General features: G+C 38.1%; 30 protein-coding genes. 7 read left to right on the top strand and 23 right to left on the bottom strand.

All coding sequences use genetic code 11. The annotated features are described in order from the left end of the window. Nucleotides 1–4 precede the first annotated feature (4 nt). On the bottom strand, nucleotides 5–91 hold the full coding sequence (locus PQ474_RS12760) for a YjcZ family sporulation protein (RefSeq protein WP_273844057.1): 87 nt from the start codon (nucleotides 89–91) through the stop codon (nucleotides 5–7). A gap of 37 nt (nucleotides 92–128) precedes the next feature. After that, complete coding sequence (locus PQ474_RS12755; RefSeq protein WP_227937932.1) at nucleotides 129–212, bottom strand: YjcZ family sporulation protein; 84 nt, start codon at nucleotides 210–212, stop codon at nucleotides 129–131. A 196-nt stretch (nucleotides 213–408) separates the two neighbouring features. Here PQ474_RS12755 and PQ474_RS12750 point away from each other — a divergent pair, with 196 nt between their 5' ends. Both PQ474_RS12750 and PQ474_RS12745 read left to right on the top strand, forming a co-directional pair. Further along, nucleotides 409–1,305 carry a peptidylprolyl isomerase gene (locus PQ474_RS12750; protein WP_273843791.1) on the top strand — a complete coding sequence of 299 codons (897 nt, stop codon included), beginning with the start codon at nucleotides 409–411 and terminating at the stop codon, nucleotides 1,303–1,305. Nucleotides 1,306–1,570: 265 nt separating this feature from the next. Further along, on the top strand, nucleotides 1,571–1,669 hold the full coding sequence (locus PQ474_RS12745; protein WP_273844051.1) for a YjcZ family sporulation protein: 99 nt from the start codon (nucleotides 1,571–1,573) through the stop codon (nucleotides 1,667–1,669). Nucleotides 1,670–1,795: 126 nt separating this feature from the next. On the opposite strand, the gene PQ474_RS12740 is transcribed toward PQ474_RS12745, so the two are convergent. The 7 genes from PQ474_RS12740 to PQ474_RS12710 all read right to left on the bottom strand — a co-directional run bounded on the left by PQ474_RS12740 (nucleotide 1,796) and on the right by PQ474_RS12710 (nucleotide 7,362). Next, nucleotides 1,796–2,068 (bottom strand): sporulation YhaL family protein, encoded by a 273-nt coding sequence (locus tag PQ474_RS12740; protein ID WP_273843789.1) that lies wholly within the window; start codon nucleotides 2,066–2,068, stop codon nucleotides 1,796–1,798. Nucleotides 2,069–2,128: 60 nt separating this feature from the next. Then, nucleotides 2,129–3,088: a 3'-5' exoribonuclease YhaM gene (gene yhaM / locus PQ474_RS12735; RefSeq protein WP_273843786.1), complete on the bottom strand. Its 960-nt coding sequence runs from the start codon at nucleotides 3,086–3,088 to the stop codon at nucleotides 2,129–2,131. 184 nt (nucleotides 3,089–3,272) lie between these two features. After that, a complete protein-coding gene (locus tag PQ474_RS12730; protein WP_273843784.1) occupies nucleotides 3,273–4,643 on the bottom strand; it encodes a sensor histidine kinase in 1,371 nt (456 codons plus the stop codon). After that, nucleotides 4,640–5,323 carry a response regulator transcription factor gene (locus PQ474_RS12725; RefSeq protein WP_273843782.1) on the bottom strand — a complete coding sequence of 228 codons (684 nt, stop codon included), beginning with the start codon at nucleotides 5,321–5,323 and terminating at the stop codon, nucleotides 4,640–4,642. Before PQ474_RS12725 ends, PQ474_RS12730 begins: the two co-directional genes overlap by 4 nt. A 259-nt stretch (nucleotides 5,324–5,582) precedes the next feature. After that, nucleotides 5,583–5,900: a hypothetical protein gene (locus tag PQ474_RS12720; protein ID WP_273843780.1), complete on the bottom strand. Its 318-nt coding sequence runs from the start codon at nucleotides 5,898–5,900 to the stop codon at nucleotides 5,583–5,585. A 395-nt stretch (nucleotides 5,901–6,295) separates the two neighbouring features. Then, nucleotides 6,296–7,060 (bottom strand): membrane protein insertase YidC, encoded by a 765-nt coding sequence (yidC, locus tag PQ474_RS12715; protein WP_273843778.1) that lies wholly within the window; start codon nucleotides 7,058–7,060, stop codon nucleotides 6,296–6,298. Between the two features lie 29 nt (nucleotides 7,061–7,089). Next, nucleotides 7,090–7,362 carry a hypothetical protein gene (locus PQ474_RS12710; protein WP_273843775.1) on the bottom strand — a complete coding sequence of 91 codons (273 nt, stop codon included), beginning with the start codon at nucleotides 7,360–7,362 and terminating at the stop codon, nucleotides 7,090–7,092. A 221-nt stretch (nucleotides 7,363–7,583) separates the two neighbouring features. Here PQ474_RS12710 and PQ474_RS12705 point away from each other — a divergent pair, with 221 nt between their 5' ends. After that, complete coding sequence (locus tag PQ474_RS12705; protein ID WP_273843773.1) at nucleotides 7,584–7,766, top strand: YhzD family protein; 183 nt, start codon at nucleotides 7,584–7,586, stop codon at nucleotides 7,764–7,766. A gap of 62 nt (nucleotides 7,767–7,828) precedes the next feature. On the opposite strand, the gene PQ474_RS12700 is transcribed toward PQ474_RS12705, so the two are convergent. Together PQ474_RS12700 and PQ474_RS12695 are read right to left on the bottom strand one after the other, a co-directional pair. Further along, on the bottom strand, nucleotides 7,829–9,676 hold the full coding sequence (locus PQ474_RS12700; protein ID WP_273843771.1) for an LTA synthase family protein: 1,848 nt from the start codon (nucleotides 9,674–9,676) through the stop codon (nucleotides 7,829–7,831). Nucleotides 9,677–9,850: 174 nt separating this feature from the next. Next, nucleotides 9,851–10,693, bottom strand: coding sequence for a Cof-type HAD-IIB family hydrolase (locus PQ474_RS12695; protein ID WP_273844049.1), 843 nt, complete (start codon nucleotides 10,691–10,693; stop codon nucleotides 9,851–9,853). A 165-nt stretch (nucleotides 10,694–10,858) separates the two neighbouring features. Between PQ474_RS12695 and PQ474_RS12690 the strand changes: the two genes are divergently transcribed. Further along, nucleotides 10,859–11,044 carry a hypothetical protein gene (locus PQ474_RS12690; protein WP_273843768.1) on the top strand — a complete coding sequence of 62 codons (186 nt, stop codon included), beginning with the start codon at nucleotides 10,859–10,861 and terminating at the stop codon, nucleotides 11,042–11,044. A 76-nt stretch (nucleotides 11,045–11,120) separates the two neighbouring features. On the opposite strand, the gene PQ474_RS12685 is transcribed toward PQ474_RS12690, so the two are convergent. Then, the gene (locus PQ474_RS12685) at nucleotides 11,121–11,474 is read right to left on the bottom strand and encodes a YlbF/YmcA family competence regulator (RefSeq protein WP_273843765.1); all 354 of its coding nucleotides are present in this window, start codon (nucleotides 11,472–11,474) and stop codon (nucleotides 11,121–11,123) included. Between the two features lie 131 nt (nucleotides 11,475–11,605). Further along, nucleotides 11,606–12,745 carry a DUF445 domain-containing protein gene (locus PQ474_RS12680; protein ID WP_273843763.1) on the bottom strand — a complete coding sequence of 380 codons (1,140 nt, stop codon included), beginning with the start codon at nucleotides 12,743–12,745 and terminating at the stop codon, nucleotides 11,606–11,608. A gap of 159 nt (nucleotides 12,746–12,904) precedes the next feature. Between PQ474_RS12680 and PQ474_RS12675 the strand changes: the two genes are divergently transcribed. From PQ474_RS12675 to PQ474_RS12665, 3 genes are all read left to right on the top strand, one after another. Next, nucleotides 12,905–13,372 (top strand): hypothetical protein, encoded by a 468-nt coding sequence (locus PQ474_RS12675; RefSeq protein WP_273843761.1) that lies wholly within the window; start codon nucleotides 12,905–12,907, stop codon nucleotides 13,370–13,372. 63 nt (nucleotides 13,373–13,435) lie between these two features. After that, a complete protein-coding gene (locus tag PQ474_RS12670; RefSeq protein WP_273843759.1) occupies nucleotides 13,436–13,651 on the top strand; it encodes a YheE family protein in 216 nt (71 codons plus the stop codon). Nucleotides 13,652–13,705: 54 nt separating this feature from the next. Continuing rightward, nucleotides 13,706–13,876 carry a hypothetical protein gene (locus tag PQ474_RS12665; RefSeq protein ID WP_273843757.1) on the top strand — a complete coding sequence of 57 codons (171 nt, stop codon included), beginning with the start codon at nucleotides 13,706–13,708 and terminating at the stop codon, nucleotides 13,874–13,876. A gap of 88 nt (nucleotides 13,877–13,964) precedes the next feature. Here the strand turns inward: PQ474_RS12665 and PQ474_RS12660 are convergent, their stop codons facing one another. The 10 genes from PQ474_RS12660 to iadA form a co-directional block, all read right to left on the bottom strand. Continuing rightward, entirely contained in the window at nucleotides 13,965–14,210 is a 246-nt protein-coding gene (locus tag PQ474_RS12660) for a hypothetical protein (protein WP_273843754.1), read from the bottom strand. Nucleotides 14,211–14,328: 118 nt separating this feature from the next. Then, nucleotides 14,329–14,535 (bottom strand): alpha/beta-type small acid-soluble spore protein, encoded by a 207-nt coding sequence (locus PQ474_RS12655; protein ID WP_273843752.1) that lies wholly within the window; start codon nucleotides 14,533–14,535, stop codon nucleotides 14,329–14,331. Nucleotides 14,536–14,734: 199 nt separating this feature from the next. Further along, nucleotides 14,735–16,669 carry an AMP-binding protein gene (locus tag PQ474_RS12650; protein WP_273843748.1) on the bottom strand — a complete coding sequence of 645 codons (1,935 nt, stop codon included), beginning with the start codon at nucleotides 16,667–16,669 and terminating at the stop codon, nucleotides 14,735–14,737. Nucleotides 16,670–16,690: 21 nt separating this feature from the next. Further along, nucleotides 16,691–18,220: an acyl-CoA carboxylase subunit beta gene (locus PQ474_RS12645; RefSeq protein ID WP_273843746.1), complete on the bottom strand. Its 1,530-nt coding sequence runs from the start codon at nucleotides 18,218–18,220 to the stop codon at nucleotides 16,691–16,693. A 14-nt stretch (nucleotides 18,221–18,234) separates the two neighbouring features. Next, nucleotides 18,235–19,014, bottom strand: a complete 780-nt coding sequence (locus PQ474_RS12640) for an enoyl-CoA hydratase (RefSeq protein WP_273843744.1) — start codon at nucleotides 19,012–19,014, stop codon at nucleotides 18,235–18,237. Next, nucleotides 18,995–19,930, bottom strand: a complete 936-nt coding sequence (locus PQ474_RS12635; RefSeq protein WP_273843742.1) for a hydroxymethylglutaryl-CoA lyase — start codon at nucleotides 19,928–19,930, stop codon at nucleotides 18,995–18,997. The genes PQ474_RS12640 and PQ474_RS12635 overlap by 20 nt, the downstream gene beginning before the upstream one ends. Nucleotides 19,931–19,945: 15 nt before the next feature. After that, nucleotides 19,946–20,161, bottom strand: a complete 216-nt coding sequence (locus PQ474_RS12630; RefSeq protein ID WP_273843740.1) for an acetyl-CoA carboxylase biotin carboxyl carrier protein subunit — start codon at nucleotides 20,159–20,161, stop codon at nucleotides 19,946–19,948. A gap of 5 nt (nucleotides 20,162–20,166) precedes the next feature. Continuing rightward, nucleotides 20,167–21,510, bottom strand: a complete 1,344-nt coding sequence (locus PQ474_RS12625; protein WP_273843738.1) for an acetyl-CoA carboxylase biotin carboxylase subunit — start codon at nucleotides 21,508–21,510, stop codon at nucleotides 20,167–20,169. A gap of 16 nt (nucleotides 21,511–21,526) precedes the next feature. Then, nucleotides 21,527–22,669 carry an acyl-CoA dehydrogenase gene (locus PQ474_RS12620; protein WP_273843737.1) on the bottom strand — a complete coding sequence of 381 codons (1,143 nt, stop codon included), beginning with the start codon at nucleotides 22,667–22,669 and terminating at the stop codon, nucleotides 21,527–21,529. Nucleotides 22,670–22,898: 229 nt separating this feature from the next. Continuing rightward, entirely contained in the window at nucleotides 22,899–24,068 is a 1,170-nt protein-coding gene (iadA, locus tag PQ474_RS12615; protein ID WP_273843735.1) for a beta-aspartyl-peptidase, read from the bottom strand. Between the last annotated feature and the right edge of the window lie 61 nt (nucleotides 24,069–24,129).

The raw sequence follows: 24,129 nt of genomic DNA, 5'->3' as shown, positions 1-24,129 counted from the left end.
TATATTAGTACATCCAAGATGCACCGATGATTACTAATAGGATAAACAACACTACTAACAGCGCAAATCCTCCGTGATACGTGTGAGTCATGTTAATCCCTCCTTATTTTTGGATCGTCTTGTTATACTTATAGCCAAGCTGCCCCTACAATAACTAGTAGGATAAATAGCACTACAATTAACGCAAATCCTCCGTGGTGTACATGTGACATAGTGACACCTCCTCATTGCTTTGTTAAAATATCCTATGCAAGCTCGAGTAATTTGTACTGGGCACTTACCTAACTTTTCAACTAATTACGACTAAAGATATTGAAATTCTTTCTCTCTAAAACGAAAATATGGTATAGTTATGTCTGTGAATGATACAGGCTCAGGCTTGAGCATGATACCCGAGGAGTGGAATAAATGAAAAAACAAATGATTGCTGTTGTAGGCCTTGCATGTATGACAGCTTTAGTAGCTTGCAACAACGACGAGGGAAAAACGAATGGAACACCAGTAGCTGTTGTTGCTGGACAAGAAATAACAGAATCAGAATTTGTTGATACCCTCAAGGAGAGATATGGCGCTCAAACGCTTGAAATAATGATTCAAGAAATGATTTTAGACAATGCCATTGAAACTGTTGGTGTAACAGATGAAGAAGTTGAAGAGGAATTGAATACTCTTCGTACTGAACTTCGTGCAGAAGACAATGATGCACTATTAAATACGTTGGAAACACAATTTAACCTTTCGTTTGAAACGGTTGATGATTTTATTGATGAATACCTACGTCCACATCTTGTTGTTCAAAAATTAGCCACTGAAGGTGTAGAAGTAACAGAAGAAGAGAAACTTGCTTTTTATGAAGAAAATGAAGAGCAATTTCCTGAGAGAATTAGAGCGAGTCATATTTTAGTTGAAGATGAAGGAACAGCTAATGAAGTGTTAGAAAAGCTAGAAGCCGGAGAAGACTTCGCAGAACTAGCCATCGAATATTCTACTGACCCTGGTTCAGGTGCACGAGGTGGAGATCTTGATTTCTTCGGTCGTGGTCAAATGGTTCCTCCATTTGAAGAAGCTGCGTTTGCATTAGAGATTGATGAAATAAGTGAACCTGTTGAATCAGATTACGGCTTTCATATTATTAAATTAACAGATCGCCAAGACTCTTATCAGGACTATGCAGATCAAATTGAACAAACATTAATCGCACAACGTTCTAAGTCAAGAGAAGCTGTTATGGCAGAGCTTCTAGAAGAGACAAATGTAGAAATTAAAGACAGTCGTTATGCTGATTTGTTTAAAACAGAAGAATAAGTAAATTTTTTGGGGGTGTCTCAACTGGTCTATTTTTGACCTTTTGAGACATCCCCTCAGCAATATAGAGGCCACTTATAAAGGTAATGTTTTTCACCTTTTTTCAATGGCCTTTAAGCGATGCGCGGAACGTGTGGTGCCATTGCTGTTTCTGCTCCGGCTTATAAGACAGTCCTCTTTTCCGCTTGTGCCTAGAACCAAATCTAGGCCTCTGCATATGTTGTCATTAAGGGATGACCTAATTCAGAAGGAAGGATGATGGATGATGTCAGGAGCCGTTTCACCAACTCATGGTTTTAGCTTTCCTCTACTTGTCGTACTGTTTATCTTGCTTATTATCATTGGAACAGCATACGTGTGTTAAAAGAGTAACAGAGGCCATTGAAAAAGGTATGTTTTTCACCTTTTTCAATGGCCTCTGATTAACATAACGGGTTTTTAAATTATTGAATGAGAAGAATTCACTCTAGGAACGATTCTGTTGCCCATGTTAGTTCATTCCACGACGCTCTTTTTCTTCTTCCATTCGAGCTATATATACATTACCTTCATTTTCAATCCATTCTTGTTCTGTTCGTTTATCTTCAAGTGTATACTTGACTGATAAATATCCACTATAGACAATGCCGGCAAGGACAAAGTAAACCCACCATGGGCTAGACAGTAAGACATTTCCGACTGTTGTTTGTGTGAGAATAAATCCAACGGCAAGGGTTGCTAGTAGGAACAGTGCTAATCGTTTACTTGATGGTTTGTTTTTCATGTTTTCCCCTCCATGCTTATATCTTTACTTTAAGATATGTACAAGCATGACAAAGTAGAACTAATAATCTAAAGGTGGCTCATGAAAACTTGGTTTGTAAAAGCTGCGATTGTCCATTGCAAAAACGCGTTCAGAGAATTCTCCTGGTTGAACCCGTTCTAACGCCCTGTCCATCATGTTCATTTTTGCATCAATGTTATCAATCATATGCAAAACTTCTGCTTCACGGATGACAGGTACTTTTGGACTTCCCCATTCCCCTTTTCCATGATGGCTCAAGATTAAATGCTGAAGCATCAGAACTTCCTCGCCATCAATCGTTAATTCCTTAGCTGCTTCTGCTATTTCTGTAACCATAATAGAGATATGTCCAAGCAATTTACCTTCTAGTGTATATGCCGTATCAATAGGTCCTGAAAGTTCTCTAACTTTACCAAGGTCATGCAAAATAACACCAGCATACAGTAGATCTGTGTCTAATGTCGGATATAGTTCAGATAAACTTTTGGCTACTCTAAGCATGCATACAACATGATAAGCAAGCCCTGACACAAACTCATGATGATTCTTCGTCGCAGCTGGAGACTCTAAGAATGATGGCTGATGTTTTTTTAATAAATGACGAGTAATCCTCTGGATGTTAGCATTTCTCATGTCAAATATATATTGATTAATCTCTTCTAACATATCTGCTGGTGAAACCGGTGCAGATCGAACAAAATCAGCTACGTTCACTTGATCCATAGCTGATGTAGGACGGATGCTACTAATCTTCATCTGCATTCGACCACGATAATCCGCTACTTCCCCATGAAGGAACACAATGGCTTGACTAACAAATGTCACTTCATCATCAGGTGAACACCCCCACAATTTTGCTTCAATGTCACCAGTTTGATCACTTAGTATTAAGGTTAAAAAAGGCTTACCGTTACTAGCAGTGCCTTTTGTTGCTGATTTAATTAAGTAATAGGACTCAACTCGATCTCCTACTTGTTGAAACCGGATCCCCTTGCTCATTTGCTGTCACCTCATCTTAATAATTTCATAATCTTATATTTTAGTATAGCATAATTTAAACGTTCGCAATGGGAATTAGACTGGTATCAAAAAATGGACCCAGACTAGATAAGTCTGGGTTTGATTGGCTTACAAAATATAGTATTCAAGTATTAGACTAACTTGGTAAAAGTTGTTTTAGAGGCTATTTTTTCTTTTTAGTCTTGTTGATAACATGGTTTCCTTTAGGGAAAGTGATGGTAAACTTCACACCAACCTCACTGTTTTCAACTTTAGGACTTCCACCATGTAGTTCTGTGATTCGTTTAACAATTGCAAGACCAAGACCAAACTTCCCCTTATTTCCTTTGTAAAATGGGTTAAATAGTTGAGGTAAGTCTTTAGTTGGAATGGGATCTCCGTTATTTTCAACGGTAATAATAATCGCATCGTCTGTTGTTATTGCTTTTATCCAAATGCGATCCCTTGCATAGCGTAATGCATTCTCAACTAAATTTTCTAGCAGAACTTCAAGTTGTTCCAAATCACATAATAACTCGGTTTTAGCGCCATCCACTAGAATTTTGACATCTTCACGTTGCACCCGGAATCTTTCTTCTATCTTAAAGGCGATTTGCCCAAAGAGAATCTTTTCGTGCTTTGGACTTTCCTCTTTCAAAGAGTCTAACTTCGTATAGTAAAGCATATCAATGACACGTCGCTCCATACGATTAGCCTCTTCAATGATTACATCCATCGTTCTTTCCATGTTTTCTTTAGGTAATATGCCATCTTTAACAGATTGAGCATAACTTTTTATGACCATGATTGGTGTCTTGAGTTCATGGGAAGCATGCTGAATAAACGTTTTTTGTGACCTGTCGTATAGGTTGAGATTCTGACGCATTCTCTCAAACTGATCTGAAAGTCTTTGGAAATCTTCGTCCCCTTTCCATTTAAGAGGTTCCTTCCAATCACGATTGGCAATTTGCTCTAAATGATTTCCAAGCACAATAAGTGGTTGTCTTAAATAGTGCTTTAACCACATTGCTGGTAATAAACTTAACGCACTAGTCAGCAGCAAAATATAGGCTAGTCTTTCCCACAAGCGGTTCACCATCTGATCACGATACGTGTCCCACATATAAGAAATATGAAAAGCAGGGTGTTCATCAATTTGAGCTTTTGCAATTACATAAAAAACGGTTGCCCCTCCATATTGTATCTCATAACGCCCTCGACTGGCTTCTTGCTTATACGCATTTTGTGCCATTTCCTGCAATACGTCTTTAGGAGGTGGGTTTCCTTCAGGAGGGAGTCTTGGAGACTCATAAATGAAAAAATGGCCCACCGAACCAGCTTCTCGGTCTGTAAAATCACTTTCACTTCTAGGGTTAATTAAATCCCATAGAGGATAAGCTAGCCTGAATTGCTCGTGTTCAATAATACGATACGTTTCTTCTGTTAAGGCCCCTCTAATCGAAATAGGGTAAATAATGATGATTGAAAGTCCTACCAAAACAATAATTGAAATAAACGCAAGCCATATTCGTTGCGTTAAATTCACTTTAATCATGAAGAAAGAATCCTATAGCCGTATCCATATAACGTTTCTAAATGAATTCGCGGCATCTTCTTTCGAACTCTTCGTACAACGTCATCGACAGCACGCTCTGATCCAAAGTAATTTTCTCCCCAAACATGTTCAATTATTTTTTCACGTGAGAATGCCTTTCCAATGTCCCCTGTTAAAATTAAAATAAGGTCCATTTCCTTCGTTGTTAAATCTACTAAAGGATCATTTTGTGCTTCTTCGTCCACGACTGTTCTTCCAACCGGATCTATAATATATTGATTTAATTCAACTTTCTTTTGTTCTTGTGTCGTTGTCCCGTAGACACGGTTCAACAGCTTTTTAGCTCGTATAATTAACTCTTGTGGTAAAAATGGTTTCGCTAAATAGTCATCGCTTCCCATCTCAAGTCCTAGAACTCGATCTAAATCTTGGTCTCTAGCAGATATAAATATAACAGGCGTGTCCGCTTCTTCTTTTATCGCCTTTAGAAGTTGATAGCCATCTGTTCCTGGTAACATAATATCGAGAATCCAAAGATGAGGCTGCTCTCCTATGACATCACGAGCAGCATCTCCATCATTGAAGACAAGTACATTCCAACCCTCTTTTTGCAAGTAAGCTTTTAATACTTCTGATAAATTTTCTTCATCTTCTACGAGATAGACGAGATATTCACTCATACCTCATTCCTCCTTCTATAGAACCTACTTTTTAGAATTCTTAATAGACATTGTATCCTATTTTAAGCTGTGACACGAGTTCTAAGCACTATCTACCACAATAATTATGTACATTTACATTCTTTCTCATAATCCACTTAATAAAACATTATTCGATATTTCCCGGGTAAAACTGCCAAAATTATTACATACATTCATCATTCGTGAAATTTCATTTCCTCAAAAAATGACTCCGTATTAGAGTCATTTTCGGTCAATCTTATCGAATTATAAAGCAGCTAGAGCTGTTAAAGCCGCTAGAGGTAAAATCAAGCGGTTCCAACCTCCTTGGTCTAGCAAATGGTGCATACGGATAAGGATAAAACGGAAATGATTTATAATAGCCTGGGTAATATGGAAATGCTGGCGGATAAAATGAATATCGCTGGTCATCTTCTGCTTGTCTTGCTAAAGGCTGCTGTGGTTGGTGATAAGAGGCTTGCTCGGGTGAATATTCATACATCAACTGCGCATTTATTCCTTGCATAAGTTGTGCTAAATCCATATATTGTCCAGTTTCATCAATTGGTACCATCAAATAAACATGTTCATCATCAACATATTTAACAATCCTACTATAATTATGTTGGCCGTGTACTTGTATCTGTACTGGCTTATTTAAATGCTCCTACACTGTGACATCATATTTTGAGATTGACTCGTTACAACCATCCTCCTTTTGATACATTAGCCTATTCAACATAGCGCGTATAGGTGATTGCTGTTCTGTATATCATTCTTTTTATCGACCTTTCCTACCAAAAGCAAGAGACATAGGACTTCATTCAACTCTTTGACTATCTCGATCTGTAAAACTAGATCCTAAAGGCTTCAATTGAACCCTTTAGCTATCCTTTCAATCCCCCAAAAAAGAGGGCTTTATGCCCTCTTCATCGACTTTCTAACAAAAAATTCAACTTTCTTTACAATTTATTACGTTTTACTTACTTGTACCGTTTGTTGTTCAAACTTCGTAACTAGAAAATACGTTTGAATGATCATAAATACATTTCCCACGACCCAGTACAGGGAAAGAGCCGCTGGTAAGGTTACACCAGCTACAATGATCATTATGGGCATAATATAAATAATCATTTTCATTTGATCATTTAATTGAGCAGAAGTCATCTTTACTTGAATAAAAGTTGTCATGCCTGCAACAAGTGGCAATAAATAAAACGGGTCTGGATTCCCAAGGTCAAACCATAAAAAGTTGTGTAAGGCAATTTGCTCCGTTCTCATAATAGCAAAATAAAAGGCCATTAAAACAGGGAGTTGCACAAACATTGGCAAGCATCCGGCCATAGGGTTTACCCCATTACTCTTATAGAGAGCGAAAAGTTCTTGTTGCATTTCTTGCTGTTTCTTTGGATCTTTTTTTGATGCTTCTTTATATTTCTTTTGAAGTTGCTCCATCTCTGGACGAAGTGCTTGCATAGCACGTGTACTTTTTTGCTGCTTTAATGTTAAAGGTAACAAACATAAACGAACAAAAACAGTTACTAAAACAATCGATAATCCGTAACTTCCATTAAATAGTTCGGCGACATAAATAAGAAGCCAAGACATTGGAAACACAAAAAAGTGATTCCAAAAACCTTGTGTTTCAGCCGTTATAGGTACTTTTTCAACTGCACCACAAGCTGTAAGAAATAGGGTTAAACTTACTATCATAAATAAAAACATATATTTTTTCAAAAGATTTCCTCCTCGTGTTTTTAATATCCTTAGATAAAAACACGTAGAGGCTTCTCTTCATCATCTTGGCTATGATGATCACTATTTGAAGGGATTTTTGGTTTATATTGCTTTCTACTTAGGTGGATGAGCATTGGGCTTACTGGTTCTTTGACCTCAGCATATACAAATTGATTTTTCCAGTCTGTACGAAGCTCCCATTCTATTAATAGAATATTCGCTTTTGTCATTGCCGCTACTAATAAAACTGTCATAACAACACTTATCCACAAAGTAGTCATATCGGTTATAATCTCAACCATTGTCATCCACCTCCTTCTTCGTAATTATATGTTGATAATATCACAAAAACATACGCTTACCAAGCGTACAGAAAAAGGAATTTATTTCAACCTCTTTACTAGCCTTTACTATTTAACTCAAAAAATTCTCCTCTTGTCAATGTAAGCGCTTTACAGTAAACTATAATTCATATAAACGTTTTATGTCTTCTACTTTACAAAGATCAACGGGGTGAAATCATATGTACGAATATTTTTTAACAGTCTTTAATCCTTCCGGAGAAATAGCGTTTGAAGAACGTTTTGAAGCTGAGTCTGATGAGGCTGCGAAGAAAAAGGGAGAAGCATTACTCTCTGAAAAAAACTATTTAGAACATACTCACCGATTGACTCGATCTGGTAAATTACTATTATTTCACCGTTAAAAGAAAAAGAGGATGTTACAAAGGTACTTTGTAACATCCTCTTTTATTTACGGAGTCTAATATTAATAAAATCTAAGCAAATCCCCATAAAGAAGTTTATCCGACAATTTTAATTCTAGTGCTCCTCTTTCTCTAAAAGGGTCACAATTCAATTGATCTAACTCTTTGCCATCTATTTTTCGGTAACAGCTTCCCTTCGTGTACACAACATGATCCGTTATGACACTTCCGTCTCTTAGAACCGCATACGAAGATCGTTCAGGCGCAAATAAATCTGTACCAAATTGTACATCGAATGTCGTATCTAAACCAAGTAAATGCATAATAGTTGGCTTGATATCAATTTGACCCGACACAGTGTGTTTGATTTCATTGTTTGTATGTCCAGGAATATGAACATACATCGGCACTCTTTGTAATTGAACTTGGTCAAGATCTGTAATCTCTTCTTTGTTCAAAAATAAACTCATGGCTTTGTTATGATAGTCCGAAATACCATAATGATCGCCATACAAAATGAAGATAGATTCTTCATAAATCCCCTCTTCTTTTAACCGGTCAAAAAATTGCTCTAGAGCATGATCCATATAACGAACGGTTGGAAAATAACGATTTAACGTACCGCTATTTGAATCAAATTCATTAATAAAACGATCTTCTTCCTCTAATTCAAATGGGAAGTGATTGGTGAGCGTAATAAATTTTGAATAATAAGGCTTTGGTTGACTTTTTAATAGTTCAATAGACTGTTCAAAGAAATCTACATCTTTTAATCCCCAACCCACTGAATTTTCTTCATTCACATCATAATAGGTGATATCAAAAAACTGATCATATCCGAGTGAGTCGTACATAATATCACGATTCCAAAAGCTTTTATTGTTTGCATGCAAGACAGAGGCATAATATCCAGATTCTTTTAGAATTTCAGGCAAAGCATGATACTCATTTCCCGCATGTGTGAAAAAGACAGAACCACTATCTCGTGCGAATAAAGAATTGGCTACTAAGAATTCAGAATCCGACGTTTTCCCTTGCGCTGTTTGATGATAAAAATTGTCAAAATAATAGCTATCATTAATCAAATCATTTAAGAACGGCGTAATTTCTTCCCCATCAAGCGTCTCGTTAATCACAAAGCTTTGCAAAGATTCTAATGAAAGCACAATCACATTTTTCCCTTCTGCAATCCCGAATAAGTCAGGATCTGGGTCTTTTAAATTGTCCTTTCTATAATCAAGGATTTCCGTAATATCCGAACTATCAGCAAAAACACGTTGCGCTCTTGATTGCGATTGGATATACCCATCATATACATGATAATTTAGAAGTCCAATATTTTTAACCAACATCTCGCGGTCAAAGGACCGAGTTAGTAATTGTGGTCTTTCAATTTGAGCAATACCTAAGTTGACCATAAATAAAACAAACGCTAATGTGACTATATAAATACGTTCACGCTTTACTGGTGCTTGAATGGGGACTACCCGTATAACAACCAAGAAGATAAGAACCATGATATCTAGTAGTAATAGGAGGTCTGCAAATTTAATAAGCTCTGTTATACTTCCCGATAAATCTTTTGCATTACTCGTTTGAAATAAAACAGGCCATGTAAGAAAATCCGAGAAAAATCGAAAGTACAATAGATTCAAATATACTACGAGCGTAGCAATAAAATTAGTTAAAATGATGACTATATTTCGAGTCATACCTGTAAAAAAGAAGCTCAATCCGATTAACAGCACCGCCGAACTGACTGGGTTAATCATTAACAAGAATTCTTGCAATACATTCTCTGATTGAATATTAAATCCGCTTTTGTATAAAATGTATGTTTTTAAACATAAAAAAAAGACTGCTATCAAGAAAAATTTATACGTACCTAATTTGGCTTTCAGTTTAGCCATCTTTCTTTCCCCTTTCAATTAACAAAAAATTTACAATTCATAACTATTCCTTCTAATATCTTAAACTTTTCTTGTAGCAAGTCAATATAAATATTTCCTTTCCCTTTATAGATACGACTAAAAAAGCACCCCCCTAAGGCTGATGCTTTTTACATATTAGTGTTTTAAGTAGAGTTATATTTTTAATCTTAATTGCTTTCTAAAAACTTCTCGAATCATATAGGAAACCCCATTTTGCTCATTTGAACGCGTTAGCCAGTCAGCAACTTCTTTTACCGAATGAGTAGCATTCCCCATCGCAACACCGAGCCCCACTTGGTTAATCATATCAACATCTGAATCATCAGATCCAATCGCAACCATCTCATCTGCTGAAATTCCAAGATATTGCCCTAATGTTTGTAGACCTCTCGCCTTTGAAACGCCAGCACTCACGATATCAAGGCATCCTAATGCAGATTCAAAAACCCTAACACCGGCTACTAATGACTCTAATTGTTCAACGGCTCTGCGTTCCTCTTCTTTGTGAAAAAATTGAACTTGAATTTTAGGAGGGGCAATTGGTTCTTGCATAAGTTGGTCACACACAGAATCAACAAAGGTAATTGGATAAAACAATGGATCCCCTACCCCAATGGTCATTTTCGCAATTAGATGATTTCTTTGTCTCACTTTATTTCCTATTGAATACGAATCATGCATAACTCGAATATGACATTCGTAGCGTTCGAGGATGTCAACAATTTGAAGTGCTTTTTCTTCTTTAATTCTTCGCACAAAAATCGGTTCCTCTGTGGATGAAGCAATAAAAGCACCGTCACTTGTGATTAAGCAATTATCTACTTTAAGTGATTTAGCAATTTTTTTTGCAGCTGGAAACGGCCTAGATGTGGCGAGGGTCACATACACCCCTTTATTCTTCACATATTCAATGGCATCCTTAGTTTGCTTTGTAATCCGCGCATTTGATTTAAGAACGGTCCCGTCGATGTTTAGGGCTAGCAATTTGTATCTCATTGTCGTAAAGTCCCCCTTCTTCATGTTGTCCATAATCAAGCATCCTTGGATAGGCTTGCTCTTTATACATAAGACTATGAGAATAGACGACTTATTAGAACCTAGACGCACACGTAAATCTTTTCTATACTTATTTGAAAGCAATAACTACTTAAGGAGTTCATAATGAAACGAGTCTTGTCATATTATTATTTACCAGTCGTTTTTTTCTTGCTATTATCTTTATCTCAATTAACGGAACGAGATAGTAAAACCATCTTCTTAACGATTCTTGCCTCCGTTGCTATTGGTTTATTTTCCGGTTTCGTTTTACATCTGGTGACATTGGTAATGAAGAAAGTCTCAAAATAAAAAAAAAGCCGACCCCTTTTCACCTGGTCCTTGGCCACTTAAGTGGTCAGGGGCAGGTGAGTTGGGAGTCAACTCTTTATTCTTGTCCAGAATCTCCGTAGATTTCTTCTAGAGGCTCTGTAATGATTTTGTTGATGTCTCCAATAATGACGCTTAGACGTTGCTCAGCGTCCATTAATTTTGAGATTAATTCATGTTGCTGAACAAGCTCAAATTGTTGCTGTGCTTTTTGTGCTTCTTCCTCTGTAATTTGAATCCCTTGCATTTGCTTTTGTTGAAGTTCAAGTTGAAGCTGACGAAAATTGTTCAACATTCTTGATGCCACTTCATCTGCTGCAATTTGTACATGCAAAGATTTCAAACCTGTAAATTCTTCACTTTCTGCAAGCGTGCGCTTTAATTCATGGGCCTTATCGTAAACATTTGACATATGTACGTCCTCCTAAAAAATTAGTCTTACCGACTATAACATGTTCAATAAAACATTTCATCCGATAAGCCATGATTGAAAATAGTAAATACACATTTATTGACAAAATCCTTATGTTTAGGATAGAAAAATCAGCCTATAAAAAGGACAATAAAGCTTTGTATAAATCCAATAATACCACCTAATAATGCACCAAGATACGTAATCATTTTAAATTCTCGTTTCGAAATGGATAGTACAAGTTCCTCTAAACGCTCTACAGAAAAAGTTTGTACCTGTTCACTAACGATATCCTCTAAATGAAAACGTCTGAGCAATTCTTCTAAATGTGTAGACAGTAAATCTAAAGTGAGGTCTACTCCCCTTGGAATTACTTGCTCCTTTATAACATCATGGTAGGTACCACTCCATTGTTTCATTGGTTGGTCCAGCCATTCAAAGACAGGCACATTGGATTCTATCGTTCGAACAATAAAGGAAACGACTTCTTTTTCATTTAAGTGACTTTCGATGTCCTTAAACCTTTTCTGTTGAATCTTATTCCATTCCTGTTCTAACAGTTCAACAAGTAATTGATTCGTCCCTTGATCTCGTAGAAATTTTAAAAGCTCTGGCTGGACTTTATCAACTAAGCGATCATTCCCAAGAAACATGGATATCATGTTACCAAGCGTTCCTTTTTGAATCAGAAAACGATCAATCATGACACTAAGTTTCTCTTTCCCTTCAGGACTCTCAAGGAAGGACTGTCCACGCATAAGAATGTATTCTGCTGTTGTTGGTATCATTGTATTTACTTTTTGTTTTATTGCAGAGGGTAATAACTGTTCCAATGTCTTCTCACGATTATTCTCAAGAAGTCTTATGTAACCCTTTTTTACAACATCCTCTGTTTTAGTTAAAAGAAACTGTCTGGGGTTTTTCATTCCAACATGTTGCTCAATTAACTCGGTACCACTTTTTTCACTAATCAACAGTTTTTGTACTTCCGTCTTTAACCAACTTGTCATTGCTTCAGTAAAAACTGTACTTTTTAGCTTTTTCCCTAACCCTTCTGCTGTAATTAAATAGTCAACAACCATTTTTCCTAGCTGTTTAGCGAGTTCATCGTGTCGTTTAGGAATGAGACCAGGAGTAAAAGGCACCCTCCAGGATCCCAATCTAATTTCTTTATAAGGTCGAAATAACATTTTTATTGCTAATGAGTTCGTTAATCCCCCTATAACCGCACCAATGATCACCATAAAACCGATAAGATATATTGTTTGCAATGGTCTAACACTCCTTCAACATTCACCAATTAGGCATCTATCACATAGTATAATATACGTCGTTTTTCCTCGCTAGTTCTCAAGCATTGCTTTAAAAATATGAAACCCTTATTAAGAGACTGGGTTATCGTTTTCCCATCTTAAAAGGAGGTAAAAAGCATGAAGATTATCTCGTTAAAAAGTCAGCAATGGGAACAATATCGCAGACCCGTTTTGAACTTTGTCAAACGCTACGATCCTTGTGGCTTAAAATCTAATTATTCTTGGCTCTTCAAAGTTAAGAAACATCATCTACATCATCATGGAACGAGTATTCAATTAGCTTTTTGGGAAGGTAAAATTATTGGCCTAGCAGCCGTATCAGATTATGGCACAACTCAATCAACATTTATCGTGGCGCCTAGGTTCTTAAAAACTCAAATTCCGGTTAACCTGTATACCTCTTTGATTGACGAATTAGGTGTTTGTTATACTAAGATTCATTATGATGATAAACAAAAAATCAAATTTGCCTTACAAGCTGGGTTAGTATGCTTCGCTTATTTAAAAGGAGAACAAGACGATATCTATTTATGGTTCGGTGGGGGGCATTGGCATACAACCGATATCACGGAAAAAGAAGCTTAACGTCGAAATAGATCCTCATGGTATAATGAAGTAAGCGCTTTTATTGTGAGGAGGGGATTGAAAATGTTATCACATTTTCAATGGAAAGAATTACGGAATAATCTTGTACGGCGGGAGTGGGCCTTTTCTTTTTTCTTTGAAGGAACTTACTTAACTGGTGTTTACCATAAGGATGGTTCAATCGATTGGGGCAACGTAGAAATATCAGATCAAAAAAAGAAAACCTTAGAACCACAAATTCATGATTTAATGTTATTTCATGTATATGAACAACATTAATTTATGCATAATTGTAACAAACTAAAACCACTCTAATGAGAAAGGAGTGATTTTATGACAAATAAAGAAAAAGGATCTGAATATGAAGGTCGCGATAAGAAATTTGTAGACGTAGATCGGATGATTAATGAGGGACTTGGCGGCGGTACCGTACACGGGCATCAATCAGGACTAATTGAAGAGTCTAGAGGAGACCTTGAACAAGAAGATCCTCCTAGAACGTAATATAAAAACGAACAGTGGGATGGTGGCTAAAGTCACCATCCCTTTTGTTCCTCAAGGAAAGACCTTGCGGCACATTTTATACAACATTCTATTGCTCTTTTACTAAGTAGACGGACGTCTTTCCACACTGGCTACAAATGATATAGTGTGGACAAAGCTCATCTCTTTCATCATTTGCAATTCCATTATTCATTTTATTTAAGTCAATAGGCATATACGCTTCGTATTTTCCATAGTAGTCCATAACTCTTCCATAATCGATTTGCTCTTTTTGACAAATGTCACATGTGAGTTGTAGTGAATTTAATCCATTGCAAATTGGACACATTCCCATGTTCCTTACTCCTTGTTCTTTAAGATTCACTCTTCTTTATCCGTATTGGAATATTCTCCTTAAAGTTGCAGAAAAATAAGGGGTGAGCGAACTCACCCCTTAAAGCCATGATATAAAATTATTGTTGTGTTCCGCCCATTTGTTGTTCAGCCATTTGAACTAGGCGCTTAGTGATCTCTCCACCTACAGATCCGTTAGCACGAGCTGTAGTGTCTGCTCCAAGGTTAACACCAAACTCAGAAGCGATTTCATACTTCATTTGGTCAAGTGCTTGTTGTACTCCAGGTACTAACAATTGGTTCGAACTGTTGTTGTTACTTGCCATGTGTCTCACCTCCTTGTGTACTTATAGTGTGGTTTTTTTGTTGAATGTTATGTGAAAATATTATTGATAATTTATGGTAATTACCAAGAATGTCTTTTAGTTGCCTTTACAATGGGTCAAAAACATTATAAAGACTACTGAAAAAGGTTGATTTTCACCTTTATTAGTAGCCTCTCTAAATTAGCGTTATCATCTTGCTTCATTCTTTTAACTCAGCTATTTTATTAAGAATCGTTTTGTTTTCTATTGCAGACACATCTCCTAATGGATAGTGTAAGTAAGCATTTTTTAACATTCGTCTCATGACCTTCCCGTTTTTGGTCTTAGGAAGTTCCCTTATAAAGTGAATTTTCTTTGGTTTGAGTGCTTTCCCCATTTTAGATCCCACATATTCAAGAAGTGTCTGTTCCAATTCAATTGTTTCATGAATCTTCTTTTGTAAAACAACAAAACATACAGCCGCGTCTCCCTTTTGTACATCCGGTACTCCAATGACCCCAGCTTCATGCACAAGGTCATGACTAGCTAACACCGTTTCCATTTCACTTGGGCCCATTCTCTTTCCTGCCATATTAATGATGTCATCCGAACGACCTGTTATTTTAAAATAACCGCTTTCATCAACAATGACCCAATCTCCATGTACCCAGGTGGATGGCCATCTTGACCAATATGTTTCAATATAGCGTTTTGGCTGTTCCCAAAAACCATTAGTCATTCCCACCCATGGCCTCGTTAATACAAGTTCTCCTACCTTATTTTGTACTGGCTTACCAGCGTCATCGTATACGTAAGCTGCCATACCAGGTAGAGCTGCGTTAAAGGTACTTGGCGTAATAGGACGAAGCAAAATATTCCCTAGAATTCCACCAGCGATTTCTGTTCCACCAGAATAATTAAAGATTGGGACTCTTTTTTTACCGACCTCTGTAAAAAGCCATAACCATGAATCATCATTCCAAGGTTCTCCTGTTGATGCAATTACACGTAAGCTCGGAAGCTCATTAGCTGGCAGTCCTTTTTCTCCGTATTTCATCAGTGTCCTAATTAGAGTGGGCGAAATTCCTAGATGGGTGACTTGATAACGTGAGACCAATGTCCATAATCGATCTGGCTTAGGAAAGTCTGGGCTCCCTTCATATAAAACAATAGTGGCTCCATTTATTAAACCTCCATATACTAAAAATGGCCCCATCATCCACCCCATATCAGTGTACCAAAACAACGTGTCCTCTTGCCTAAGGTCCATCCCAATCCCTGCATCAAAAGCTGCTTTAATTGGAAATCCTGAATGGGAATGCACAGTTCCTTTTGGTTGGCCCGTAGTACCTGAAGTATAAATCAACATTAATGGGTCCTCACTCTGCATCATTTCTGGTGAAAGAGTGGGATCTACTGAATAAAGGTCCTCCCATTTATATTCTCTCTTTTCTTCTTTTCTTGGAAGCCCTAATCGACCAACCACAACCACACGTTCTACTAGAGGACAAGACACCAGTGCATGATCTAACTCCTCTTTCATTAAAACCGAATTCCCTTTTCTTTTAAATCCATCGGCTGTAATAACAAGCTTTGCTTTTGATGCAGCAATACGCGTTGCGATCGCTTCCATTCCGTATCCAGAAAAAATAGGAGTAAAGATGGCCCCAATTTGAGAAACTGCCATCATCGCTATCACAGTTTCTGGCAACATGGGCATATAAATGGCTACTACATCTCCACGTTTTAAATTTAAACGTTTAAGCCCAAAAGCAACTTTTTGGATCTCACCTGAGAGTTCTTTAAAGGTATAACGCTTACCCTCTCCGTCTTCCCCTTCCCACACTAGGGCTTCTTTTTCCTTCATTGTAGGATGTTTTGCCCACTTATTTATCGACAAGTCCATTGCATTTAGTTTCCCATCCACAAACCACTTCGTCCACTCAATTCCTCTTGATTCGTCAATCACTTGACTGTAAGCCTGATACCATGGAATCTCCAGTTCCTTTTCTACTTCTCTCCAAAACCAAGCTGGTTCATCTATCGATCTCCGATAAAACGAATCATAATCATTAAACCCAAGCTTTTGCATCCATTTAAATAATCTTGTGCGTTCAATAAAATCATTAGAAGGGATCCAGTATCTTTCAGTCATATTCAAAGCTCCTCTCCAACATCAGACAGGATAAACTGGATGTTTCCGCTCCGTAAATTGAATTTCCTTTGATCCATAAGCTTTAAAACGTTTCACTAATTCTACGCGCAACGCATTGCCCTCAACAATACCATCGATCACCATTTCAGATGCTAGTCGATACACATCAATATTTTCTTTGTATTCCTCTCTTTTGGATTGAATAAAGGTCATTCGTTCCTCTTCAGGAAGTTCAGCAATTTTGTTGGCATATACAGCATTGACTGCTGCTTCTGGTCCCATTACCGCAATTTGCGCTTGAGGCAGGGCTAGGCAACAATCTGGTTCAAACGCGGGTCCTGCCATGGCATACAAACCAGCGCCATAAGCCTTTCTCACAATGACAGAAATTTTTGGCACCGTTGCTTCGGACATTGCTGCAATCATTTTAGCCCCATGGCGAATGATGCCAGCTCTCTCCACCTTCGTTCCAATCATAAAACCAGGGATATCTGCTAAAAATAAGAGTGGAATGTGATAGGCATCGCAAAGAGTGATAAATTTGGCGGCTTTATCAGCTGAATCAGGAAATAAAACTCCACCTTTCGCTTTCGGTTGATTTGCAATAATTCCAACTACTTGCCCATTCAATCGAGCAAACCCTGTAATTAACTCAGGAGCAAATAGTTTCTTTATTTCAAAAAACGATTCATCATCAATTAAACGCTCGATAAGGTCATACATGTTAAATGGTGCATTTTGGTTCGATGGAATTAACTCTTCAATTGATTGTTCAAATTCTTTTACGGCTTTGAACTCAGAAGTTTTTGGTTTTTCTTTATAACTCGCGGGAAAATAATTAAGGTACTTGCGTGCAAGTGAAATGGCTTCTTCTTCTGAAGCTGCAAGAATATCTCCACAGCCCGAAACGGAACAATGCATACGTGCCCCTCCCATTTCTTCGAGAGAGACTTTTTCTCCGATGACCATCTCAGCCATTCTTGGAGAACCTAAGTACATAGAAGCATTCCCATCAACCATTATGACCGTATCACAAAAAGCTGGAATGTAAGCTCCACCCGCTGCAGATGGACCAAATAAAAGGCATAACTGTGGAATTCGACCGGATAACTTTACTTGATTATAAAATATCCGACCTGCTCCTCTTCTGCCTGGGAACATTTCTACTTGATCTGTGATCCTAGCTCCAGCAGAGTCAACTAAGTAAAGCATGGGAACATGGAGCTTCTCTGCAGTCTCTTGAATCCTGATTATTTTCTCAACCGTTCTAGCTCCCCAAGAACCCGCTTTCACAGTAGAATCATTGGCCATTACACAAACCGTTTGACCATTAATCGTACCCATTCCCGTGACAACTCCATCAGCTGGCAATCCTTCTGCCATAGCATTAGCAAAGAAACCATCTTCTAACTCAGTTTCCACGTCAAATAAAAGCTTGAGGCGCTCACGGACAAACAGTTTCCCTTTTTCATTGTTCATTTTATGGTATTTAGTCGATCCCCCTTTAGTAATTTGATCGACGTAATCTTTATATGATTTCTTAGCATTCATATCCCTAGTCCCTCCTACTGCCCTTTGTAATGAGGTTTTCGTTTTTGTTCAAAAGCTAGCAGTCCCTCTAGCCGATCTTCTGTTACAATTGTTTTTTCGTACGCATTGGTCTCAATCGTCAAGGATGTATTTAAATCTACTTCAATTCCTAAATTAATGGCTCTTTTGGCTTGTCGAACTGCTATAGGCCCATTTTCAGCAATTAAATGAGCTATTTTTAATGCTTTACTAATGACTTCTTCCTGCTTTTCTACGTGCTCAACTAATCCTACCTCTTTCGCTTCTGCACCCGTTATTTTGGTAGACGTGAAAATCATTTCTTTCGCTTTACCTGTACCAATCAAGCGGGATAACCTTTGAGTTCCCCCTGCTCCTGGTATAATGGCAAGAGATGTTTCTGTTAATCCATATTGACCAAGTAAACTGGCAATCCGGATGTCACAAGCCAAAGCCAATTCTAGTCCCCCTCCGAGGGCAGTTCCATTCATCGCTGCGAGTGTAGGTTGCTTTAATGCCGCAATTCGGTTGATGGTCATTTTAATTTTCTGAACCGAGAAACGTACTTCTTGATCATTCATTCCCTTTCGTTCCTTCAAATCTGCTCCTGCACAAAATACGCGTGTATGTGCACCCGTAAAAATAACTACTCTAATCGATGAATCATTTTCAATACTTGACAAAAAATCATTTAATTCTCGCAGCAATTGGATAGAAAGAGCATTTGCTTTCTCTGGTCGATTTAGTGTTGCAATGACGATGCCGTTTGGTTTCTCCTCAATAAGCAGTGTTTTCATCGACAAAACCCTCCCTATGATCTTGAGCCATTGCCAGTTGCAAATGATGGCTAGGAAGGTTTCTTCCTAACTTTCTTTGAATCCATTTCGCACTTTCCAATAATTTCTCAAGGTCAACTCCCGTCTTTGCACCTAATCCTTCAAGAAGATAAATCAGATCCTCAGTTGCGACATTCCCCGAGGCCCCAGGAGCATAGGGGCATCCGCCAAGTCCAGCGACAGAGCCATCAAATGCTCGGACCCCTAACTGATAGGCCGCAAACACATTCGCTAAAGCTGTTCCCCTTGTATCATGGGGATGAAGGGCCATTTTCTCTAACGATACTTCTTTTGAAATGGCTTGGATGACATCTTCTATCTGATTGGGTGTCGCAACCCCAATCGTGTCTCCAAAAGAAATTTCTTCTACACCCGCCTCCATTAACTGGTAAGCAATTTTCCTAGTTTGATTGACATCCACGTCTCCTTCATATGGACATCCAAAAACCGTAGATACGTAGCCTCTAATTGGTTTGTTTGATTTTTTTGCACGTTCAATTACTGGTTTAAGCACCAAAAAAGTCTCATCAATCGATTTATTTATATTTTTTCGATTGTGCGTCTCACTTGCCGATAAAAATACAGCAATCTCATCAATCCCTACTTCTAATGCTCGATCCAATCCTCGTTCATTTGGAACTAGAGCTCCAAAAATCACATTTTTGTTTTTTTTCACTCCCTTGACTACTTCACTCGCATCAGACAAAGCAGGAATCCATTTCGGATGCACAAACGAAGTCAATTCAATATAAGAAAGTCCAGTTTCTGCTAGTTGGTCAATCCAGTCAACCTTATCTTGCGTCTCAATCCACTTTTTTTCATTTTGTAATCCGTCTCTAGGTCCTACCTCTCTAATTCTTACTGAAAGATTCGTCAATGCCTCCCTCCTCACTTAGCTCTCAAGTTCAATCAAGACTTCATCCTCGTCGATAAAATCTCCCTCTGCTTTTTTGAGGGCCTTAACTATACCACTTTGTAGAGCTTCTACAGGGATTTCCATTTTCATTGATTCTAATATTGCCACTTCTTGCCCAGCTGAAATTTTATCCCCTTCTGCTACAAGTATTTTCCATATATTACCTGCCATCATTGTTTTAATTACATTCATTTCCATCATCCTTTTTTATAATGTTCTCCGACAAACCCTGTTGTTACTTCGCCCAATTTAAAACTGGAATGCCTAAATATTTCTTGAAGCATCGGGATATTTGTTTTTATTCCTTCTATTTGATAGTCTGCTAAAGCTTCTTGCATTCTCCCAATTGCCTCTAGTCTTGTTGTCCCTTTAACAATCAGTTTAGCAATCATAGGATCATAGAAAGGAGTCACAACACTGCCTTCTTCCACGCCATACTCATGACGAATATGGCTAGCATAAGGCTTCCTTAGTTTTGTAATAGTTCCTGGTGACGGATAAAACGTCTTCGGATCTTCTGCATAAATTCTCGCTTCAATCGCATGACCATCACGTTTAATCTCTTCTTGACCGAACTGGAGCTTTTCCCCTGCTGCAACCCTTATTTGCCACTCAACCAAATCTAGTCCTGTCACCTCTTCCGTAACCGGATGTTCCACTTGAAGACGGGTGTTCATTTCAAGAAAAAATATCTGTTTCTCCTGGTCAACCAAACATTCAATCGTTCCTGCATTTGTATAACCAAGGGCTCTTGCGGCTGTCACTGCCAACTTCCCCAGTTCATTTCTTAATGCCTCATCAATAAACGGTGAAGGGGATTCTTCAATTACCTTTTGATTCCTTCTTTGGACGGAACAATCTCGTTCCCATAGATGAAGAACCCGACCATATTGGTCTGCTAGTATTTGAACTTCAATGTGCCTCGCTTCGTCAATCGACTTTTCTAAGAACATTTCATCATTGCCAAAAAACATTTGTGCACGCTTTTGGTTAGAGGCGAACGCTTTTATTAATTGTTCATCATTTTCGACTAATTGCATACCAATCCCACCACCACCAGAGGATGCTTTTAACATTACTGGATAGCCAATCGCTCCGGCTGCTACAATTGCTTCTTCTACATCCGCAACAGGGGAGTCCGTTCCAGGAACTATAGGAAACCCTGCGTTTTTCATCGCTTTACGTGCGGCTACCTTCTTTCCCATTAATTCAATCAATTCTACACTTGGACCAATAAAGATTATCTTTTCTTCTGCACAGCGTCTCGCAAATTCAGGATTCTCAGACAACAACCCATAGCCTGGATGAATGGCTTCAGCTTGACTTTCTTTGGCGACTTCAATTATTTTATCAATATTTAAATAGCTCTCACTCACCTTAGGTGGACCGATTAAGAAAGCATGATCCGCTTTCTTAACATGAAGTGCGTCTTGATCTGCTTCCGAATAAACGACAACCGTCTCAATACCTAGTGATTTACAAGTTCTGATAACCCTGACCGCAATTTCACCACGATTTGCGATTAATATTCGCTTAAACATCTCATCACCGCCTTCATTAACACCCTAATTGTCTAGCTATTACGAGTCTTTGAATTTCTGAAGTTCCTTCTCCGATCTCAAGCAACTTAGCATCTCGAAGCATTCTTTCAACTCCATATTCTTTCATGTACCCATATCCACCATGAATTTGTAGAGAATGGTTACAAACTCTTGTTGCTGTTTCGGATGCAAACAATTTTGCAAATGCAGCTTCTTTAGAAAAAGGCTTTTTTTGATCTTTTAACCAAGCTGCTTTTAATACCATATTTCTCGCCAACTCAATTTCCATCGCCATATCTGCCAATTTAAACTGGATTGCTTGGAAATTTGAAATCGTTTTTCCAAATTGCTTTCTTTCTTTTGCATAAGCAAGTGCTTTATCAAAAGCTGCTTGAGCAATTCCAATACCTAAAGCACCAATGGAGATTCTCCCTCCATCTAGCGTATAAAGAAATTGTTTAAACCCTTTTGTTGGATCTCCTAGTATGTTTTCTTTTGGAACCTTGACATTTTCTAAGACTAATTCACATGTATTGGAAGCTCGAACACCCATTTTTTCGTAATTACAACGAATCTGAAAACCCTCAGTTCCAGTCGGCACGATGAATGCTGAAATGATATTTTTTCCTCTATCGTCCATGCCTGTTTTCGCCGTAACAATCACACACTTTGCATATCCGGCGTTTGTAATCCAACATTTCTCCCCATTTATCACGTAGTACTCTCCATCTAACATGGCCGTCGTTTTCGTACCTCCTGCATCAGATCCAGCATTGGGTTCAGTTAGACCAAATGATCCTAAAGATTCACCTCTTGCAAGGGGAACGAGATATTCTTGTTTTTGTTGTTCCGTTCCAAAGTAAAAAAGTGGACTTGCTCCAAGTGACACAGCTGCAGCGTAACTTAATCCCGTACCTCCGCATGCACGCCCAATTTCTTCAACGGCAATTGCGTAAGTAACAGTATCTCCACCAACTCCTCCATATTCCTCTGGAAACGGTAAACCTAATAAACCTAACTCCCCCATCTTTTTAAATACCTTTTCGGGGAAAATTGAATCTTTATCCCATCTCTCAGCGTTCGGCTCAATTTCCCTTCTGGCGAAATCTCTAACCATTTCCTTTACTATTTTTTGTTCTTTTGTCCATTCAAAATTCATCTAGCTTCCCCCTCGATAAGTAGTGAGCGATCGCTCAGTTCAAACAACTACTTCTCTCCACTATACGTAAGCTATATCTTGATCATGACAACAATGTAAGCGTTACCATAATCCTATCATAAATAACATACCAATTGGTATAAAAAAGTGTATATGACCAAAAACTAATCCATTTCATAAAAAATGACATTACCTTAACTTAGGTAATGCCATAAACGTTCATTTATTCTTATTCAAAAGTACCTCTCATTATTATCTCTTTATTTCTAACCATCGTTCTTCCTTTAGCCAAAACAGTTTCAACCTTAAGATTATTTGAAAGTAAGACGAGATCAGCATCGTTTCCTATAGTAAGCTCGCCTTTCTCTTTTAATTTAAGGATAGAAGCTGGGTTCTTTGTAATAACATGTAACGCTATCTCTAGTGGAATGTTTTCCTGTAGTACGGCGTCACGAACTTCATTAAACAAAGATTGCATGTCGCCTATCTTCAATCCGATAAACTTCCCTTCAGAATCAAACGCAGGTAGACTTCCCTGCGCATCAGACGTAAATGTAATTTGACTATGAGAAACCCCTTCATCGAGCATCTTCTTAAGAGCCCTACTACACTTCGTCTCACCTTCTTCTAAAAACCGGGGAATGGTACTTGTCGTAAAATCAACATATCCCCCTTTTTTAGCGTAGACCACACCCGCTTCAAACAATTCTACATTTCGATTTATATGTGTCGGGACAAATTGACTGATTGGAATATCAGTTGTTTCAATAACCTCTTCAAGGAGAGCAAGCTTTTGCTTTCCATCACCTACATGGACATTTACAATTCCACCCTTACCTGACAACATTCCTCCGACTCTTGCTTCTGAGGCAATTCGGCTCAACTCATTTACAGTTGGCTGCGACGACCGATGGTCTGAAATAGCCACCTCACCGACACCAATGATTGAATCAATTAACAAGAAATCACTTTGGATGGATCCCGTTAATGATTTAATTGGTACTTGATAAGAACCTGTATGTACAAAGCAGGAGATCCCTTCCTCGACCAGTCCTTTTGCCTTAGCAATTAGATCTGGCATCGTTCTCGTTGTCCCATCAGTCCCAATTACTCCAACAATCGTTGTCACACCTGCTGTCGTTGCTTCGCTAAGCATTAATTCAGGTGTTCGCGTTTGATAACCACCTTCTCCCCCGCCGCCAATAATATGGACATGACTATCAATGAAACCTGGTACAACTAAATGGTTATTTGCTTCTATTTCATTCACTTCTATATTTAAAGAAGTCACATCAATATGATCGTCAATTGAAATAATTTTTTCTCCTGCAATCAAGATATCCTTCTTTCCTATGTAATCAGGTGTATATACCTCACCATTTCTTATAATTGTAACCATTCTATCCCTCCTGTTCTTATAGATTGTCCCATATTTCTCTGTTTTTGTTTACTCCCCTGTG

The organism is Halalkalibacter alkalisediminis (assembly GCF_028610705.1).
Taxonomy (GTDB): Bacteria; Bacillota; Bacilli; order Bacillales; family Bacillaceae_D; genus Halalkalibacter; species Halalkalibacter alkalisediminis.
The sequence above is the reverse complement of the archived record's forward strand: the minus strand, read 5'-3'. Positions and strand labels throughout refer to the sequence as shown.